Source organism: Pseudomonas sp. Irchel 3H7, assembly GCF_900187605.1.
Classification (GTDB): Bacteria; Pseudomonadota; Gammaproteobacteria; order Pseudomonadales; family Pseudomonadaceae; genus Aquipseudomonas.
The window spans coordinates 160,475-176,855 of sequence record NZ_FYEA01000012.1; the positions used below are offsets into that span (position 1 = coordinate 160,475).

General features: G+C 57.4%; 17 protein-coding genes. 8 read left to right on the top strand and 9 right to left on the bottom strand.

Annotated features, from left to right (window positions below):
- The first annotated feature begins 61 nt into the window (after window positions 1-61).
- Window positions 62-1,375: an ATP-binding protein gene (locus CKW38_RS22740; protein ID WP_095113937.1), complete on the top strand. Its 1,314-nt coding sequence runs from the start codon at window positions 62-64 to the stop codon at window positions 1,373-1,375.
- Between the two features lie 323 nt (window positions 1,376-1,698).
- Here CKW38_RS22740 and rimK read toward each other — a convergent pair whose 3' ends face one another.
- Both rimK and CKW38_RS22750 read right to left on the bottom strand, forming a co-directional pair.
- Window positions 1,699-2,604 (bottom strand): 30S ribosomal protein S6--L-glutamate ligase, encoded by a 906-nt coding sequence (gene rimK, locus CKW38_RS22745; RefSeq protein WP_007949201.1) that lies wholly within the window; start codon window positions 2,602-2,604, stop codon window positions 1,699-1,701.
- Window positions 2,601-3,062: an ATP-dependent zinc protease gene (locus CKW38_RS22750; RefSeq protein ID WP_171057267.1), complete on the bottom strand. Its 462-nt coding sequence runs from the start codon at window positions 3,060-3,062 to the stop codon at window positions 2,601-2,603. Before CKW38_RS22750 ends, rimK begins: the two co-directional genes overlap by 4 nt.
- Window positions 3,063-3,298: 236 nt before the next feature.
- Between CKW38_RS22750 and CKW38_RS22755 the strand changes: the two genes are divergently transcribed.
- Window positions 3,299-3,706: an RNA-binding S4 domain-containing protein gene (locus CKW38_RS22755; protein WP_007917939.1), complete on the top strand. Its 408-nt coding sequence runs from the start codon at window positions 3,299-3,301 to the stop codon at window positions 3,704-3,706.
- Between the two features lie 111 nt (window positions 3,707-3,817).
- Here the strand turns inward: CKW38_RS22755 and CKW38_RS22760 are convergent, their stop codons facing one another.
- On the bottom strand, window positions 3,818-4,618 hold the full coding sequence (locus tag CKW38_RS22760) for a phosphatase PAP2 family protein (RefSeq protein WP_007917940.1): 801 nt from the start codon (window positions 4,616-4,618) through the stop codon (window positions 3,818-3,820).
- 105 nt (window positions 4,619-4,723) lie between these two features.
- Between CKW38_RS22760 and hslO the strand changes: the two genes are divergently transcribed.
- The gene (gene hslO, locus CKW38_RS22765; RefSeq protein ID WP_007917941.1) at window positions 4,724-5,626 is read left to right on the top strand and encodes an Hsp33 family molecular chaperone HslO; all 903 of its coding nucleotides are present in this window, start codon (window positions 4,724-4,726) and stop codon (window positions 5,624-5,626) included.
- Window positions 5,627-5,807: 181 nt separating this feature from the next.
- Window positions 5,808-7,349 (top strand): phosphoenolpyruvate carboxykinase, encoded by a 1,542-nt coding sequence (locus tag CKW38_RS22770; protein WP_007917942.1) that lies wholly within the window; start codon window positions 5,808-5,810, stop codon window positions 7,347-7,349.
- A 117-nt stretch (window positions 7,350-7,466) separates the two neighbouring features.
- Here CKW38_RS22770 and CKW38_RS22775 read toward each other — a convergent pair whose 3' ends face one another.
- From CKW38_RS22775 to CKW38_RS22795, 5 genes are all read right to left on the bottom strand, one after another.
- Window positions 7,467-8,066 carry a Fic family protein gene (locus CKW38_RS22775; RefSeq protein WP_095113938.1) on the bottom strand — a complete coding sequence of 200 codons (600 nt, stop codon included), beginning with the start codon at window positions 8,064-8,066 and terminating at the stop codon, window positions 7,467-7,469.
- Window positions 8,066-8,236 (bottom strand): YhfG family protein, encoded by a 171-nt coding sequence (locus tag CKW38_RS22780; RefSeq protein WP_007917944.1) that lies wholly within the window; start codon window positions 8,234-8,236, stop codon window positions 8,066-8,068. The genes CKW38_RS22775 and CKW38_RS22780 overlap by 1 nt, the downstream gene beginning before the upstream one ends.
- A gap of 292 nt (window positions 8,237-8,528) precedes the next feature.
- Window positions 8,529-8,828 (bottom strand): hypothetical protein, encoded by a 300-nt coding sequence (locus CKW38_RS22785; protein ID WP_095113939.1) that lies wholly within the window; start codon window positions 8,826-8,828, stop codon window positions 8,529-8,531.
- Between the two features lie 342 nt (window positions 8,829-9,170).
- Window positions 9,171-10,313 carry a hypothetical protein gene (locus CKW38_RS22790; protein ID WP_095113940.1) on the bottom strand — a complete coding sequence of 381 codons (1,143 nt, stop codon included), beginning with the start codon at window positions 10,311-10,313 and terminating at the stop codon, window positions 9,171-9,173.
- A gap of 94 nt (window positions 10,314-10,407) precedes the next feature.
- Entirely contained in the window at window positions 10,408-10,683 is a 276-nt protein-coding gene (locus tag CKW38_RS22795) for a hypothetical protein (RefSeq protein WP_007917948.1), read from the bottom strand.
- Between the two features lie 303 nt (window positions 10,684-10,986).
- Between CKW38_RS22795 and CKW38_RS22800 the strand changes: the two genes are divergently transcribed.
- The 4 genes from CKW38_RS22800 to CKW38_RS22815 all read left to right on the top strand — a co-directional run bounded on the left by CKW38_RS22800 (window position 10,987) and on the right by CKW38_RS22815 (window position 15,680).
- Complete coding sequence (locus tag CKW38_RS22800) at window positions 10,987-11,490, top strand: hypothetical protein (protein ID WP_007917950.1); 504 nt, start codon at window positions 10,987-10,989, stop codon at window positions 11,488-11,490.
- Between the two features lie 182 nt (window positions 11,491-11,672).
- On the top strand, window positions 11,673-13,601 hold the full coding sequence (locus CKW38_RS22805) for an ATP-dependent DNA helicase RecQ (RefSeq protein WP_095113941.1): 1,929 nt from the start codon (window positions 11,673-11,675) through the stop codon (window positions 13,599-13,601).
- 213 nt (window positions 13,602-13,814) lie between these two features.
- Window positions 13,815-15,041, top strand: a complete 1,227-nt coding sequence (locus CKW38_RS22810) for a 3-hydroxyacyl-CoA dehydrogenase (RefSeq protein WP_042705072.1) — start codon at window positions 13,815-13,817, stop codon at window positions 15,039-15,041.
- 213 nt (window positions 15,042-15,254) lie between these two features.
- Window positions 15,255-15,680: a thioesterase family protein gene (locus tag CKW38_RS22815; protein ID WP_095113942.1), complete on the top strand. Its 426-nt coding sequence runs from the start codon at window positions 15,255-15,257 to the stop codon at window positions 15,678-15,680.
- 55 nt (window positions 15,681-15,735) lie between these two features.
- Here the strand turns inward: CKW38_RS22815 and CKW38_RS22820 are convergent, their stop codons facing one another.
- On the bottom strand, window positions 15,736-16,218 hold the full coding sequence (locus tag CKW38_RS22820) for a glycine zipper domain-containing protein (RefSeq protein ID WP_007909074.1): 483 nt from the start codon (window positions 16,216-16,218) through the stop codon (window positions 15,736-15,738).
- Between the last annotated feature and the right edge of the window lie 163 nt (window positions 16,219-16,381).

The window sequence follows — 16,381 nt, forward strand, 5'->3', positions numbered from 1 at the left end:
CAGACTCGCAATCCGCAATATGCGAGCATTGCTCGCTCCTGCAAGTGTGTAGCGGTTATAGATGAAAACCCCTGTCTGGTTCCCCCAAAGTTTTTTCTCTCGCACCCTCTGGCTGGTGCTTATCGTCGTGCTGTTTTCCAAGGCGCTGACCCTGGTTTATCTGTTGATGAACGAGGACGTGCTGGTGGATCGCCAATACAGCCACGGCGTCGCCCTGACGCTGCGAGCCTATTGGGCTGCCGATGAAGAAAACCGCGCGAAGATCGCTGATGCCGCCACCCTGATTCGGGTCGTGGGCGCCGGTGTGCCGGAAGGCGAACAGCACTGGCCGTACAGCGAAATCTACCAGCGGCAGATGCAGGCGGAACTGGGTGCCGACACCGAAGTGCGCTTGCGCATGCATTCACCGCCAGCGTTGTGGGTGCGCGCACCGAGCCTCGGTGACGGTTGGCTCAAGGTGCCGTTGTATCCGCACCCGTTGCGCGGCCAGAAAATCTGGAACGTGCTTGGCTGGTTCCTTGCCATTGGCTTGCTGTCGACGGCATCGGCGTGGATTTTCGTCAGCCAGCTCAACCAGCCATTGAAACGCCTGGTCTATGCCGCCCGGCAACTCGGTCAGGGTCGCAGCGTACGTCTGCCGATCAGCGATACGCCGAGCGAGATGACCGAGGTGTATCGCGCCTTCAACCAGATGGCCGAAGACGTCGAGCAGGCCGGACGCGAGCGTGAGTTGATGTTGGCCGGTGTGTCCCATGATTTGCGCACTCCGCTGACCCGGTTGCGGCTGTCGCTGGAGTTGATGGGCGATCGCAATGACCTGACCGACGACATGGTGCGCGACATTGAAGACATGGACGCGATTCTCGACCAGTTCCTCGCGTTCATCCGCGACGGTCGTGACGAGTCGGTGGAAGAAGTGGATCTGACTGATCTGGTGCGCGAGGTTGCAGCACCGTACAACCAGAATGAAGAGAAAGTGCGTTTGCGTCTGGAGCCGATCCAGCCGTTTCCGCTGCGTCGGGTATCGATGAAACGCTTGCTGAACAACCTGATCGGCAACGCCTTGAACCATGCCGGCGGTCACGTTGAGGTCGCCGCTTATGTGTCCGGGGACGTCAGTGCGCCGTATGTGGTGCTGAGCGTGATGGACCGAGGCGCGGGGATTGACCCTTCGGAGCTGGAGGCGATCTTCAACCCGTTTACCCGTGGTGATCGTGCGCGGGGCGGGAAGGGCACTGGCTTGGGCTTGGCGATCGTGAAGCGGATTGCTTCGATGCATGGCGGCAATGTTGAATTGCGCAATCGGTCCGGTGGTGGACTGGAAGCGCGGGTGAGGTTGCCTTTGGGATTGTTGCTGCCGCGAGATGCTGTGTAGGTCAAAAGCCCCTCACCCCAGCCCTCTCCCAGAGGGAGAGGGAGCTGACCGAGGTGTTTTGCGTCATACATCGACCTGAAAGACTGAGTCGATTATGGATCCGGTACAGCAAGATCAAGTCGGCGTATCTCTTAATCATCCCCCAATCGGCCCCTCTCCCAGAGGGAGAGGGAGCCGACCGAGGTGTCTGGCGTCATACATCGACCTGAAAGACTGGGGCGATTGTGGATTCGGCACAGCAGGATCAGGTCGGCGTATCTTTTAAGCATCCCCCAATCAGTCCCCTCTCCCTTCGGGAGAGGGCTAGGGTGAGGGGCTCGCTTTTAGCCCTTGCCTTTGGTCCGGGTCATATTCGGCCCGCCATTCTTCTCAAGATGCTCAATGATGATCCCCGCCACATTCTTGCCGGTGGTGGTCTCGATCCCTTCCAGCCCCGGTGACGAATTCACTTCCATCACCAACGGCCCGTGATTGGAACGCAGGATATCCACACCCGCCACTGCCAGGCCCATGACCTTGGCCGCGCGCAACGCGGTCATGCGTTCTTCCGGGGTGATTTTGATCAGGCTGGCGCTGCCGCCGCGATGCAGATTGGAGCGGAACTCACCCGGTTTGGCCTGACGCTTCATCGCCGCGATCACTTTGTCACCGACCACGAAGCAACGAATATCCGCACCGCCCGCTTCCTTGATGTACTCCTGAACCATGATGTTCTGCTTCAGGCCCATGAACGCCTCGATCACCGATTCTGCGGCCGTGGCGGTTTCGCACAGCACCACGCCGATGCCCTGCGTGCCTTCCAGCACCTTGATCACCAGCGGTGCGCCGTTGACCATGTCGATCAGATCGGGAATGTCATCCGGCGAGTGAGCAAAACCCGTCACCGGCAGACCGATGCCGCGCCGCGACAGCAGTTGCAGCGAACGCAGCTTGTCCCGCGAACGGGCGATGGCCACCGACTCGTTGAGCGGAAATACCCCCATCATTTCGAACTGGCGCAACACCGCGCAACCATAAAACGTCACCGACGCACCGATCCGCGGGATCACCGCATCGAAGCCTTCCAGCGGTTTGCCGCGATAGTGGATCTGCGGCTTGTGGCTGGCGATGTTCATGTAGGCGCGCAGGGTGTCGATCACTACCATTTCATGCCCGCGCTCGGTTCCGGCTTCGACCAGACGGCGGGTGGAATACAGACGCGGGTTCCGCGACAGCACAGCGATCTTCATGCAACACCTGTGGAAGAGGTAGATACCGGGAACACCGGCTTGTCTTGTACATATTTGATGCCCGGATTGACCACCAACTGGCCATCGATCAGGGCTTTGGAACCGAGCAACAGGCGATAGCGCATGGACTTGCGGCAGGCGAGCGTGAACTCGACCGGCCAGACCCGATCACCGAGGGCCAGGGTAGTGCTGATGACGTAGCGCACCTGCGCATGGCCGTTGGAGCTTTTGATGGTTTTGCGTGTTACCAGAGGGGCTTCGCAGCGGCGGTGGCGCAACTGCACCACCGTGCCCAGGTGCGCAGTGAATCGCACCCACTTCTCGCCGTCGCGTTCGAACGGCTCGATGTCGGTGGCATGCAGGCTGGAGGTGCTGGCGCCGGTGTCGATTTTTGCTCGCAGGCCCGCAACTCCCAAATCCGGGAGCGCCACCCACTCGCGCAGACCGACAACGGTCAAATGGTCAAATGTCTTCAAAAAAATGCTCAACCGTGACAACCGCTTCAGCCCGCACGAGGCCGGATTCGCGGTATTCACGCAGAATAAGGGTTAAAAGGCGACAGATTTCTACAGCCCGGATTTCCGGCCCCGGAAGCAGGCGCCGAAACGCGCGCATTGTAATCCGGGACGCGGTCATTCATGACATGAGTGAAACGGTAGTACAGTTCATCAATATTTCAGAATGAGGAAATGCCATGGCACAAAAAAGCGAAGAGGACGACAAGGTCCGTCTCGACAAGTGGCTGTGGGCCGCGCGTTTTTACAAAACCCGTGCCTTGGCCAAAGCAGCGATCGAGAGTGGCAAGGTGCATTGTCGCGGCGAGCGCTGCAAGCCTGGCAAAGAGCCACGCATCGGCGATGAGTTCGAGATTCGTACCGGCTTTGAAGTGCGTACGGTGAAGGTCGAGGCGTTGTCGATTGTTCGACGCGGCGCACCCGAAGCGCAGACGTTGTATGCGGAGACCGAGGCGAGTATTGCCAAACGTGAAGCGGCTGCGGCAATGCGCAAGGCGGGGGCGTTGGGCGTGAGCACCGACGGCAAACCGAGCAAGAAGCAGCGGCGGGATTTGTTCAAGTTTCGCGGCAGTAGTAACGACGAATAATCGCGTTGTTGCTGCTGGCCTCTTCGCGAGCAGGCTCACTTCCACAGGATAATGTGGGAGCAAGCCTGCTCGCGAATCGAGGGCGCAGCCCTCGCCGAAGACCGCTCGGTATCAGGCGCTACGCACCACACTCATCCGCGCAACCAGCGGCAACTTGCCCAGCAACACAAAGATCGGCGCCGTCACCTTCAGCCAGAAGTTCGAGGCGTGATATGCAAACGGCGTGTAGTAACCCCAGCCCAACGCCCACACCGCGAGTAGCACACCGCCGATGTAATCGTCCTGACCCCAATGCGCACCGGCCACCAGGCGCGGCAGCATGAACAACAGCGCCAGGCCCCAGATCGTCACGAACTGGCCGGCCGTACGGCTGAACACGCCCATGAACAGCGCCCAGATCAACAACACCGAAGCGTGGTCACCGGGAAAGCTCTGGCTCGAGCGATCCTTCACTTCCCAGGTTTTTTCCAGATTCGGGAAGTAATCGCTGATGTGCACAGCTCCCTCAAGCATCATCGACGGGCTGCTGTGCTGCCAATCCATATGGTCGGCGAACTTGGAAAACAGTGCGCGAATCACCACCATCAATAGCAGGATCGAAAGAAAACCGAAAAAAGCCCGGCGCACGTCAATCGCCTTGAACACCCAGTCGCCCTTGATCAGCAGCGTCAGCAGGATCAAGCCCACGACGATGTCGAACGGACGCATACTTGCAATTGCCCAGATGTGGAGCCATATGGGGTTGCTGGCCAGCGGTGCATTGAGTGAGCGAAACAGCCACTCGTCGAAAATCACACACAGCGAGTTGCCCGTAGGCCATAACCAGAAAGCCAGTAGCGCTAATGGCACTATGTTGCACAGAACCAGCCGGCCGAGGTTCCACCTTGATTGGAACAAACCCGGATTGTTCATAAAATGCCTCCCATGGCAGAGCAGTCGGCACCAAAAAGAGTGCCAAGAAGTGCAAATTTTCACGTCTTGTAACCATTTTGTCACCACATTCAGATACCCAAAATTATGACCGACCTACCGGATACCGATTTCACCCAACGTTTCATCTTTGATGACAGCGACACACGCGGCGAACTGGTCGCACTTGAACGCAGCTACGCCGAAGTCCTCGCCAAGCACCCGTACCCGGAGCCGGTTGCACAACTGCTCGGCGAATTGATGGCGGCGGCCTCGTTGCTGGTGGGCACCTTGAAGTTCGACGGCTTGCTGATTCTGCAGGCGCGTTCCGAAGGCCCGATCCCGATGCTGATGATCGAGTGCTCCAGCGAGCGCGACATCCGTGGTCTGGCGCGTTATCACGCTGACCAGATTGCTGCGGACGCTACCCTCGCCGATCTGATGCCCAATGGCGTTCTGGCGTTGACCGTCGACCCGACTGTCGGCCAGCGCTATCAGGGCATTGTCGATCTCGACGGCGAAACCCTGTCCGATTGCTTCACCAACTATTTCGTCATGTCGCAACAGGTCGGCACCCGCTTCAAGCTGTTTGCCGACGGTCGTCGCGCTCGCGGCCTGCTGCTGCAGCAACTGCCGGCTGATCGTCTGAAAGACGAAGAAGATCGCGCCGCCAGCTGGCAGCACATCACCGCACTGGCCACCACCCTGACCGCCGATGAATTGCTCAGCCTGGACAACGAAACCGTACTGCATCGCCTCTACCACGAAGAGCAGGTTCGTCTGTTCGATGTGCAGAAACTGCGCTTCCGTTGCAGCTGCTCGCGGGAACGCTCCGGCAATGCGTTGGTCAGTCTGGGTCTGGAAGATGCGCAGCAATTGGTGGTCGAGCACGGTGGCAACATCGAGGTTGATTGCCAGTTCTGTAACGAGCGTTACCTGTTCGATGCCACGGATGTTGCTCAATTGTTCGCTGGCGCAGGCGTCGACACGCCGTCAGATACCCGGCACTAAAACGGTTCAGCGCAGGTAAATTCACTGCGTAACGACGGAATTTCGCCGTTACGACGGGAGGACCCTACTCTTTTTGGGCTTTTCTGGCATAATCCGGCCCACTTTTTTCGCGGTAGTAGTGCACGACTTTCTACTACAAAACGTTTGGAGCACACTCGGCCACTGGCCGACGGGGAACCTCATGACGCAAGCCAATAACGCCGTGTACACCGATCTGAGTGTTGATGATCTGGTAAAAGAAGCCCTGAACCGCGGTGAGGGCGAGCTTGCCGATACCGGCGCTCTGGTTGTTCGCACTGGTCACCGCACCGGTCGTTCGCCTGTTGACCGTTTCATCGTTGAAGAGCCTTCCACCCAGGCCGCTATCGCCTGGGGCCCGATCAACCGCAAGTTCCCGGCCGACAAGTTCGATGCGCTGTGGGCTCGCGTTGAGGCGTTCAACAACGCGCAAGAGCACTTTGTGTCCCACGTGCATGTAGGCGCGGCGGAAGATCACTACCTGGCCGTGAAAATGACCACCCAGACTGCCTGGCAGAACCTGTTCGGTCGTTGCCTGTTCATCAACCCGGCCCAGTACAACCCGGCCGGTCGTGAAGAGTGGCAAGTGCTCAACGTCGCCAACTTCGAGTGCGTGCCTGAGCGTGACGGCACCAACTCCGACGGTTGCGTGATCCTCAACTTCGCACAGAAAAAAGTGCTGATCGCCGGCATGCGTTACGCCGGTGAGATGAAGAAAGCCATGTTCTCCGTGCAGAACTTCCTGCTGCCGGCCGCTGACGTGCTGCCAATGCACTGCGCTGCCAACATCGGCGAAGAAGGCGACGTGACCCTGTTCTTCGGTCTGTCGGGCACCGGTAAAACCACCCTGTCGGCCGACGAAAGCCGTTACCTGATCGGTGACGACGAACACGGCTGGGGCGAAGGCGTGGTGTTCAACATCGAAGGTGGTTGCTATGCCAAGTGCATCGACCTCTCCGAGAAGAACGAGCCGGTTATCTGGAAAGCCATCAAGCACGGCGCGGTGCTGGAAAACGTCGTGATCGACGACGCCAAGCACGCCGACTACGCCGATGTCAGCCTGACCCAGAACAGCCGCGCCGCGTATCCGCTGGAGCACGTAGCCAAGCGTTCCGAGCACAACCTCGGTGGCGAGCCAAACGCTGTAATCTTCCTGACCTGCGACCTGACCGGCGTACTGCCGCCAGTGTCGATCCTCAACGAAGAACAAGCGGCGTACCACTTCCTGTCCGGCTACACCGCGCTGGTGGGCTCGACTGAAATGGGTTCGGGCAGCGGCATCAAGTCGACCTTCTCCACCTGCTTCGGCGCACCGTTCTTCCCGCGTCCGGCTGGCGAATACGCCGAGCTGCTGATCAAGCGCATCCGCGGTTTCGGCTCCAAGGTCTACCTGGTCAACACCGGCTGGACCGGCGGCGGCTACGGCGTCGGCAAACGCTTCAACATCCCGACCACCCGCGCAGTGATCGCAGCGATCCAGAGCGGCGCGCTGATCGGTGCAGCCACTGAACACCTCGACACTATCAACCTCGACGTGCCACTGGCCGTACCGGGCGTTGAAACCAACCTGCTCAACCCACGCAACACCTGGGCTGACAAGGCTGCGTACGACGAGGCTGCGAAAGCACTGGCCGGTCTGTTCATCGAGAACTTCAAGAAGTTCGAAGTGAGCGACGCGATCAAGGCTGCAGGGCCGAAGTTGTAAGATTGGTTTGTTGTGAATGAAAAAGCCGCCTTTAGGGGCGGCTTTTTTGTGGGCGAAAACAAGACTAACTGGCAATATTCCCGCAGAAAATGGCCTTAACTACCAGAATACTGCCACTTAAAGAGCCAGCTTTTCGCCAATGCAGCGGTCAAAGATCGCCACTAGCCCCCGATAATCACATGACACAGCATCAATGTTTGCTGGGACCCAAGCGTCATCTTTAACCAGCCACCAATCGACTGGGAAGCCTGCGTTAATAATGATTTGTTCAAATAATAGGCGTTGCGCTCGGCCATTACCTTCGCGAAAAGGATGGATGACATTCAAATCGCCATAAGCCTCAGCGATGTTCACCACAAGTTCTGGTTTGCCCATTCCCGCGAACCACGCCGAGCGCTCCATCACGCTAAAGATTTTTTGCGCTTCTGGAAGAATTCGCTCTGCAGTGCAGAAAAATGTTTGTTCCTTTTTGATGTTAACGGTACGCAACTGCCCGGCCCAATCGTAAACATCGCAAAAAAGAGTTTTATGGGCGTGCTGCAGGACACTTAAATCATAAGGAGGGGGGAGAAGACGAAATCGACTGATCGCGATTTCCGAGAGCTCTCGCTCTGCTTTTTGCAGTTCTTCTTCAGAATGGATGTCGAGCAAGTTACGCAGAACATCACTATGAGGGTAGCAATAGGGGTCTTGTCCGACCCCATATTTGTTCGTCATTAACGTGCAGTCTGACGATATTTTTCAATGACCGATTCCCTTGATGGAAGCGGTTTCTCGGCATCGGCACGGCTGGTATCGAAACCTTCCAGACGTAAGCTCGCCAGATAGTTTGACCGGCGTACTTTGTCGTAATAAGCCTGCTTCTGCTGGAACGTCAATTCGCTCATTTCATAGGCCTCTTGGTGCAGGACTCCAGTGTAGCGCAATCGTGTGGAGTGATAGGTCGGGATTTTCGATCCTTAAAGCGAGGCTGTTCATCGAGAGTCTGTTGGTTTTTTTGAATCATTTTGCCAGCCTTGGATATACGCGATGGTGCACATTCACCACGCAGAATTTCGTCCATTTCTCGCACGCTTTCCATCAGCTCATCAAAGAGTTTGCTTATGGTTGCTCCCATGGTTGATTACCGTTTTTTGATCGCTCTCACAGAGTGCATAAGAGCGATACGATCACTCGATTTCAGGCTGGAGCCTTCCAGTTGAGCATCCGCTGCTGCGCAACCTGCAGCAGGTCGCAGCCGTCCTGCGTCAGCAGATAGAGGGCGTGGGTGATGTGGGGGATGTCTTCGACGTCGGCTTGTTTGAAATTGAGGCAATAGAGGGTGCGTAGCAGATCGCTTGAAGCGCGCAGGCGCTGGACGGCGCATTCGAGGATGTCTTGGGGATTAGCCTCGGTGTCGATGAGCAGAGGCTTGGTGTCTGTGAGATTGGATTCTAGTGGGCGGTAGCGTTCGGTAAGAAACTGATTCCATGTTTTCATTTTAGATATCTCTGAAGGTATCGAAAAACCGCTGCTACCGTGACCAAGCGGTGGAGGCGGGCTGTGTTCAAGTTGGTCAAACCGGCAGAGATAACCCGGTACGCCGAAGCGTCCCAAACACAGCCGCCATAAAAAGCGTGCCGACAGAATGTGCTGGCAGCATACAAGGGCATGCATCAGTTATCTCTGTTTTCAGGTGACCAAACCTGAGCCGCTGATTGCTTAGCGACAGTCACGACTATAGGTTCGCGCCCTCAAGTGGCGATAGGCGACAAAGCGTCTGGTTGCGTAGGAACGGGACGAAGATTTCATCAGACGTTCCTACCAACGCTTCATCTTTTTTCAACGCAGGTGTTTATACGCAGAAACATCCAACAAACTCGTCGTCAGCCCCGTTGCCGGCGCGTAGATCGAACCCTTCACCGCCGAAAACGGTACGCCTTTGCTACCCAGCGAAACGTAGCGCTCACCTTGATCCAGTTCGGTGAAGTAGGTGTAGGAAACGCTGTGCATCTGCTTGTAGCGCGATTCGTCGGCGACGATGGCGCCAGTCAGGCGCAGCAGATCTGTTTCGCTCAGGTTCAGGGTTTTGTTCAGTTGCACGCCCCAGCGCTTGAGGCAGGTTTCGGCGAGGTGGCGAACGATGCGGCCAGGCTCGACCAGCGTTTTCAGGTCGCCGCTGCTGGTGGGCACGCCACCGTCAGCTGTGGCGTTGCCGGCCATGGTCGCGTGGCGGCCGGCCATGGGGTAGACGCTGGTTTTGGTGCCGGTGGCGGTCTGCGGGATCACACAGCTGAAACCTTTAGAACGTTCATCACGGGCATAGAACGCAACATATTCTTTGACGTTGGCGCCAAGTTTTACGCGCTGATCCTGGAAGTTGCCGATTCCCGGTACTGGATCAAGAGCAAATATATTCACCGGAATATTGTTCAGCTCTCGATCATTTAACATCGCATTGGCCAGCATGTGGCAACTTATGCCGCCGCGACTCCAGCCCACCAGATTGACCTGAGTGGGAATAACGCCATCCTTGCGAAACGTCTTGATGATCTGCTCCTGTAACTTCTGTTGGGTCACGCAGCGATCGCCATAATTATATTTACGCCAGAGCCACGAACCTTCGATTTTTACATCCTCAATAGGAATGCCAGCCGCTTTAAGGCGGTTGTATTCGGCCTCGGTGAGTTGTTCGCGCTGCCAGTCGCATTTGCCCTTGATGATATTGATGGCGTGCCGCACGTTTTCCTCCCAGCCTTTGCCAAACAGCGTGCCGGTAAGACCGTACTCCTCGGTCTTGGTGAACAGGTCGTCGGCTTGCAGGTTGCCGCTGCCAGGGCCGTCGACCACGATCCACTCGGCGAATTCCCGGCCGGTATGGTTGGATGCCAGTGTGGAAACCAGTTCGCCGTCCCAGAAGTTTTCATGGGTGGTGTCAAACTTGTTGGATCCGGTGCCGCAAAAAAATATGGTTAAAACTGTCATGGTGTTGCTCTCGTTTAGTTGTAAGAGCGAACAAGTTAGTGTCAGTTGCATGTATAAATAAAGCGTGGTGGTGTTTCCGTATTTGTAGTGTGGTTCAGTTGTATGTTGTTTGCGGTGGTTTTTGTTTGGCAACTTCAAGTAAGTCGCAGCCATCCTGCACCAACAGATAAAGTGCATTGACGATGTTGGGAATATCTTTCACGTCAGCCTGCTTGAAACATAAGCAGTAGAGCGTTTCCAGCAAATCCCCGGCCGCCCGTAAACGCTGATCGGCGGCATTGATCAGATCCGTCTGGCTTGAGTGGCTGTCGATAAGCAGTACCGGGTTTTCGCTGTAGCAGGTCTTGAGGGGGCGATAGCGGTTGATCATGGTGAGGCGTGTCCTGTTCGAAGGCGCTGGGGCGGGCCGGCAGCGGGTTTGCAGCCGCGCCGGCCACTATAGAAGGGCGTTTCTCTGTGGGACAAGACAGCTGCAATGGACAGTATTCGTAGGGGTTTTTCCGTGTTTTGAGGAAATGCCCTACGTGTTTTCGCAGCTTTTTCAGGCCAAAACCCTTAGGCGTAATAATTCCTACGTGATTGTCAGGCGATTCGCAGTAAACCGCTGTATCGTGCGCGCCAGAATCTGTAGGGCGTTTCCAAACGTCTGACACGCGCTTAAAGGGAATTAGGTATGCACTGGCTACGAATGGCCGCAATTTTATTGCTCGGGCTGGGCACTTGCCGTTTGGCCATGGCCTCTGAAGTTGGCAATGCATGGGTGCTGGATCGTCTCGATCGTACCGACTGGCCGGAGGCCCTTATCAGCCAGGCGAACATGGACACGGCTTCACGCGGTGAGGTGTTGATGTTCGCTAAAGCCCTGCTGGCCAGCGAGGCGCTGGATGAGGAAGGGCTTGAGCAGCGACTCGGTGTGCCCCACGTGCAACTGAAGTCGATTCGCCACGTGCGCGACGGCCTCTGGGAGGGATTGCTGAGCACCTATCGCAACGCCAGCCAGAACTGTGATGAGCAACCGTTTTGCCCGCGTGTGCGCAGCGTCGCTGACTTGCGTCAGTTGGCGGCAGCGTTTACCGGCGACATCAGCCCGGCCCATGCGTTGTGGGCGAGCAAAAGTCAGGGCGTGCATGAGCAGATGCTGAATGAGCAGTTGCGGGTGGCGGTGTTGCGTCCCTGATTTTTTAAGCTTTGTGATGTGGCGACTGGCCTCTTCGCGAGCAGGCTCGCTCCCACAGAGTGCCACGGTGTTCGTGACATCCGCTGTATCATTCCGAATCGATTTGGCCCCGACCTTTTCTCGACTCGCTGCGATCGCCCGCTAGGCTGTTGGCATGGCAGCAGTCAATGGAGTGACAGCGAATGCACAACACCCTGGAACAGGTTTTTGGTTTTCCACAGTTTCGACCCGGTCAAGAAACCGCGATCAGTGCGGTGCTGGCCGGGCGCTCGGCGGCGGCGATTTTCCCCACCGGTTCCGGCAAGTCGATTTGCTATCAATTGCCGGCGCTGATGCTGCCGCATCTGACGTTGGTGGTCTCGCCGTTGCTGGCGTTGATGCAGGATCAACTGGCCTTTTTACAACGTCACGGTATCTCGGCGGGCAGCATCGATTCGGCGCAGAGTCGCGATGATGCCAATGACGTGATGGCTCGCGCCCGTTCGGGTGAATTGAAGATTCTGATGATCTCGGTGGAGCGCTTGAAAAACGAGCGCTTCCGCAACTTTCTGCAGCAGGTGCCGATCTCGTTACTGGTGGTGGACGAGGCGCATTGCATCTCGGAGTGGGGCCACAACTTCCGCCCCGACTACCTGAAGCTGCCGGACTATCAGCGCCAGTTCAACATCCCGCAAACTTTGCTGCTGACAGCCACCGCAACGCCTAAAGTCATCGCCGACATGCAGGCCAAATTCGCTATCGCCGCTGACGATGTGGTGACCACCGGTTTCTATCGGCCCAACCTCAATCTACTGGTGGAACCGGTACGTGGCCAGGACAAGCGCCGGCGTCTGGTGGAGTGGATGGCCGAGCGGCCGGGGCAGCCAAGTATCGTCTATGTGACCTTGCAGAAGACTGCTGAGCACATCGCCGAACACCTTGAGCGCAACGACATTCAGGCCGAGGCGTATCACGCCGGTTTAGCCCACGACAAACGCGAAGCTATCCAGAAACGCTTCATGGCCGGGCAATCCAATTGCATCGTCGCGACCATCGCGTTCGGCATGGGCATCGACAAAAGTGACATCCGCAATGTCGTGCACTTCGACCTGCCGAAATCCATCGAAAACTACAGCCAGGAAATCGGCCGCGCCGGGCGTGACGGGCAGCCGTCGGACTGTCTGGTATTAGCCAATCGCGACAGCCTCAATGTGCTGGAAAATTTCGTCTACGGTGATACGCCGGAGCGTGACGGCATTCGTTATGTGCTCGACGAACTGAAGGCCTCGGTGCCGGACGGGCAGTGGGAGTTTCTGCTTGGGCCATTGGCGGATCAGAGCAATATTCGCTCACTTCCGCTGAAGACATTGCTGGTGCAACTGGAACTGCGCGGCTTGATCGCGCCGCGCTACGCCTACTACGCCGAATACCGTTTCAAATACCTGCTGGAACCCGAAGCGCTGCTTGAGCGCTTCGAAGGTGAACGCAGGGATTTCGTCGCTGCGATCATTCAGACCTCGGCGCGCGCACGCACCTGGGCCACGGTGAATTTCGAGGCGATGTACTCGCAGTATTCCGCCGAGCGCAATCGAGTGGTGAAGGCGCTGGATTATTTTCAGGAGAAGGGCTGGGTCGAGCTGGAAAGCAAGCAGATGACCGAGGTCTATAGCCTGCTGAATAGTGACTTTGACAGCGATGCCCTGAGCGCTGAGTTGCATGACTATTTCACCCGGCATGAGCAGGCCGAAGTGGCGCGCATCCACACGATGCTTGAAGTCTTCGCCAGCGAGCGCTGCCTGGGCTATCGCTTGGCCGAGTATTTCGGTGATCACAATGCGCCCGAGCAGTGTGGGCATTGTTCAGTGTGTCACGGCCAGGTTGCGCGGTTGCCGGCGCCACCGGAGTTGCCAGCGCTTGTGGATAAAAACTTTGCGGCGTTATGTGGCGATTTTATCCACAGGCACGAGCAGCACACTGGGGTGATTCCAACGGCTGAGCGGCTGACGAGGTTTCTGTGCGGGATCAGCGTGCCGCTGTTCACCAAGCTCAAGGCGCGTGCGATTCCCGGGTTTGCGGTATTGGAAGAATATCCCTACGCCGAAGTCCGCAGCTGGGCGCAAGAGCACCTCTGATCGTTGTAGGAGCTGCCGAAGGCTGCGATCTTTTGATGTTGATTTGTTCAAGATCAAAAGATCGCAGCCTTCGGCAGCTCCTACATTAAGTGTCATCAAGGCGGGGGCTCTATCCATCCGCTGAATGTCGATCATCACGGTAATAAACTTCAAAAACTGTCGTTGGCTGACTATGGTTGAGGTCTGTCTTTGGATCGCCAACAAGAGAACAACATGAGCCAGACATCCTTCGATATTCAGCAGGCCGCAGTGATCGGTGCGGGCACGATGGGCCGGGGCATTGTCATGTGTCTGGCCAATGCCGGCGTGAACGTGCAGTGGGTGGATAACAATCCACAGATGCTTGAACAGGCGCTCGCCACAGTGGCCGAGACTTATGCACACAACGTGCGCCAGGGCCGGATTGATCAGGCCGAAGCGGATGCACGTATCGCTCGGGTCAGTGCGGCGGCGGATTACCCGGCGATTCGCAATGTCGATCTGGTGATCGAGGCGGTGTACGAAAATCTTGAGCTGAAGCAGAAGATCTTTCGTGAGCTGGATGGCTTGCTCAAGCCTGAAGCACTGTTGGCGAGCAATACATCGGCGCTGGATATCGATGCGATTGCTGCGGCGACAAGGCGTCCGGAGCAGGTGCTGGGTCTGCATTTCTTCAGCCCGGCGCACATCATGAAATTGCTGGAAATCGTTCGCGGTGCGCAGACTTCCGCGGCGGTGCTGGAAGCGGCGCTGGCGCTGGGCAAGCGCATGGGCAAGGTCAGTGTGGTGTCGGGCAACTGCCACGGCTTTATCGGCAATCGCATGTTGCATCCGTATGTCCTGGAGGCGCGCAAGATGCTGCTCGAAGGCGCTTATCCACAGCAGGTCGACGCGGCACTGCAAGGTTTCGGTTTTGCCATGGGGCCGTTTCGCATGTACGACGTGGTCGGCATCGATCTGGAGTGGCGTGCGCGCGAATTGGCCGGCAAGGGCCAGGATGCGCCAGAGGTTCAGGTGGACAACCGCTTGTGCGAGATGGGCCGGTTTGGCCAGAAGTCTGGCAACGGTTATTACCATTACGAGCCGGGCAGTCGTCAGGCCGAGCACGATCCTGAGGTCGATGCGCTGGTATTGCAGGTCAGCGAAGGGTTGGGCTTCCAGCGCCGCGAGATCGGTCCTGAGGAGATCCTGGAGCGCAGTCTTCTGGCATTGGTCAACGAGGGTGCGAAGATTTTGCAGGAGGGCATTGCCGAGTCTGCACACGACATCGATCTGGTGTACCTGAACGGCTACGGCTTCCCGGCGGACAAGGGCGGGCCGATGGCCTGGGCGGATCAGCAGGGGCTGGCGGATATTCATCAGCGCTTGCTGGCGCTGGAGACGCGTCAGGGCGATCAGTGGAAACCGGCGCGGTTGATTGGTGAGTTGGCGGCGCAGGGTAGGCGGTTTGCTCAGGATTAGTGTTGAAGTCAAAATCTTACCCCCTCACCCCAGCCCTCTCCCCCAAGGGGGCGAGGGGGAAAGGGAGCCGATCTCTGTGCCTTTCGCGTTCGACTCGACAGTTCAGGTCGGTGTATTTCGAGAGAACACCTCGGTCAGTCCCCTCTACCTCTGGGAGAGGGCTAGGGTGAGGGCAAGCAGCCTCACTGAAAAAACAAGAGAACCAGCACAACCATGTCCACTCCTCAGCGCACCGACTACCCACACTTCCAGCCCATCACCACACGCTGGCACGACAACGACGCCTACGGTCACGTCAACAACGTCACCTACTACAGCTTCTTCGACACGGCGGTGAACACTTACCTGATACAGGTCGGTGGTCTGGATATCCATGATGGCGAGGTGGTGGGGTTTGTGGTCAGTTCGGCGTGTGATTACTTCGCCTCGATTGCCTTTCCTGATCTGATCGAGATCGGTCTGCGGGTCGGCAAATTGGGCAACAGTTCGGTGCAATACGAGTTGGCGGTGTTCAAGGTCGGCGATAGCGAGGCCTGCGCGGCCGGGCGCTTCGTTCATGTATTCGTCGATCGGGCGAGTAACCAGCCAGTGCCGATTCCCGCCAAGCTGCGGCAGGCACTGGAATACCTTGTGGTTTAAAAAAGGCAAAAAAAATCGCAGCCCTCGGGCCGCGATTTTTTTTCAAGCATTCGCCTTAACGGTGACGATAGTACTTGTGATGCTTGCGGTGGCCGTAGGCATGGCCGCGACCTGGGTGGCCGTCGCGGTAGTAGCGACGATCATCATGACGACGGTCGTAACGACGATCATCGTCATCGCTTTTGTTGCCCATGTAGTTACCCAGCGCGCCACCGGCGCCGCCACCTGCTGCGGAGCCGATCAGGCTGCCGGTGGTGCCGCCCATGCTGCGGCCGACTACGTTACCGCCGGCTGCGCCCAGCGCACCACCGATGGCGGCTTCGCCACGGCTGCGTTTGTCGGCGCCGACCGCGCTACCACCCGCACCGCCCAAGGCTGCGCCGATGGTGGAACCTGTATTGCCGCCTAACGACTGACCGACGACCGAGCCAAGAACCCCGCCCAATGCGCCGCCCACACCTGCTTCGGTGGTGCCGCCAGCAGACGCAAAGCCACTGACCAGGCCAAGGGACAACAAGAGAATCGAGGAGAACTTCATAGAGGAGCCTCAAAGGGATGACGGCGCCGATCCTGAGGCTGTGTAACAAGCGTGACAATCGAAATCCGACGAATAACACGACTTGTATACAATTTTGCAAGTTGCTGTTTTATCAGCGGAACTTAACCGTTTTTCGCCGGTCTTTAGCTACTTCGGACAGGCC

Bases quoted from the DNA above. Each gene is read 5' to 3' on its own strand.
- rimK (WP_007949201.1), bottom strand. From the start codon at position 2,604: ATGAAGATCGCTGTGCTGTCGCGGAACCCGCGTCTGTATTCCACCCGC.
- CKW38_RS22805 (WP_095113941.1), top strand. From the start codon at position 11,673: ATGCACAACACCCTGGAACAGGTTTTTGGTTTTCCACAGTTTCGACCC.
- hslO (WP_007917941.1), top strand. From the start codon at position 4,724: ATGACCGACCTACCGGATACCGATTTCACCCAACGTTTCATCTTTGAT.
- CKW38_RS22770 (WP_007917942.1), top strand. From the start codon at position 5,808: ATGACGCAAGCCAATAACGCCGTGTACACCGATCTGAGTGTTGATGAT.
- CKW38_RS22785 (WP_095113939.1), bottom strand. From the start codon at position 8,828: ATGAAAACATGGAATCAGTTTCTTACCGAACGCTACCGCCCACTAGAA.
- CKW38_RS22800 (WP_007917950.1), top strand. From the start codon at position 10,987: ATGCACTGGCTACGAATGGCCGCAATTTTATTGCTCGGGCTGGGCACT.
- CKW38_RS22740 (WP_095113937.1), top strand. From the start codon at position 62: ATGAAAACCCCTGTCTGGTTCCCCCAAAGTTTTTTCTCTCGCACCCTC.
- CKW38_RS22810 (WP_042705072.1), top strand. From the start codon at position 13,815: ATGAGCCAGACATCCTTCGATATTCAGCAGGCCGCAGTGATCGGTGCG.
- CKW38_RS22815 (WP_095113942.1), top strand. From the start codon at position 15,255: ATGTCCACTCCTCAGCGCACCGACTACCCACACTTCCAGCCCATCACC.
- CKW38_RS22820 (WP_007909074.1), bottom strand. From the start codon at position 16,218: ATGAAGTTCTCCTCGATTCTCTTGTTGTCCCTTGGCCTGGTCAGTGGC.
- CKW38_RS22795 (WP_007917948.1), bottom strand. From the start codon at position 10,683: ATGATCAACCGCTATCGCCCCCTCAAGACCTGCTACAGCGAAAACCCG.
- CKW38_RS22790 (WP_095113940.1), bottom strand. From the start codon at position 10,313: ATGACAGTTTTAACCATATTTTTTTGCGGCACCGGATCCAACAAGTTT.
- CKW38_RS22755 (WP_007917939.1), top strand. From the start codon at position 3,299: ATGGCACAAAAAAGCGAAGAGGACGACAAGGTCCGTCTCGACAAGTGG.
- CKW38_RS22780 (WP_007917944.1), bottom strand. From the start codon at position 8,236: ATGAGCGAATTGACGTTCCAGCAGAAGCAGGCTTATTACGACAAAGTA.
- CKW38_RS22760 (WP_007917940.1), bottom strand. From the start codon at position 4,618: ATGAACAATCCGGGTTTGTTCCAATCAAGGTGGAACCTCGGCCGGCTG.
- CKW38_RS22775 (WP_095113938.1), bottom strand. From the start codon at position 8,066: ATGACGAACAAATATGGGGTCGGACAAGACCCCTATTGCTACCCTCAT.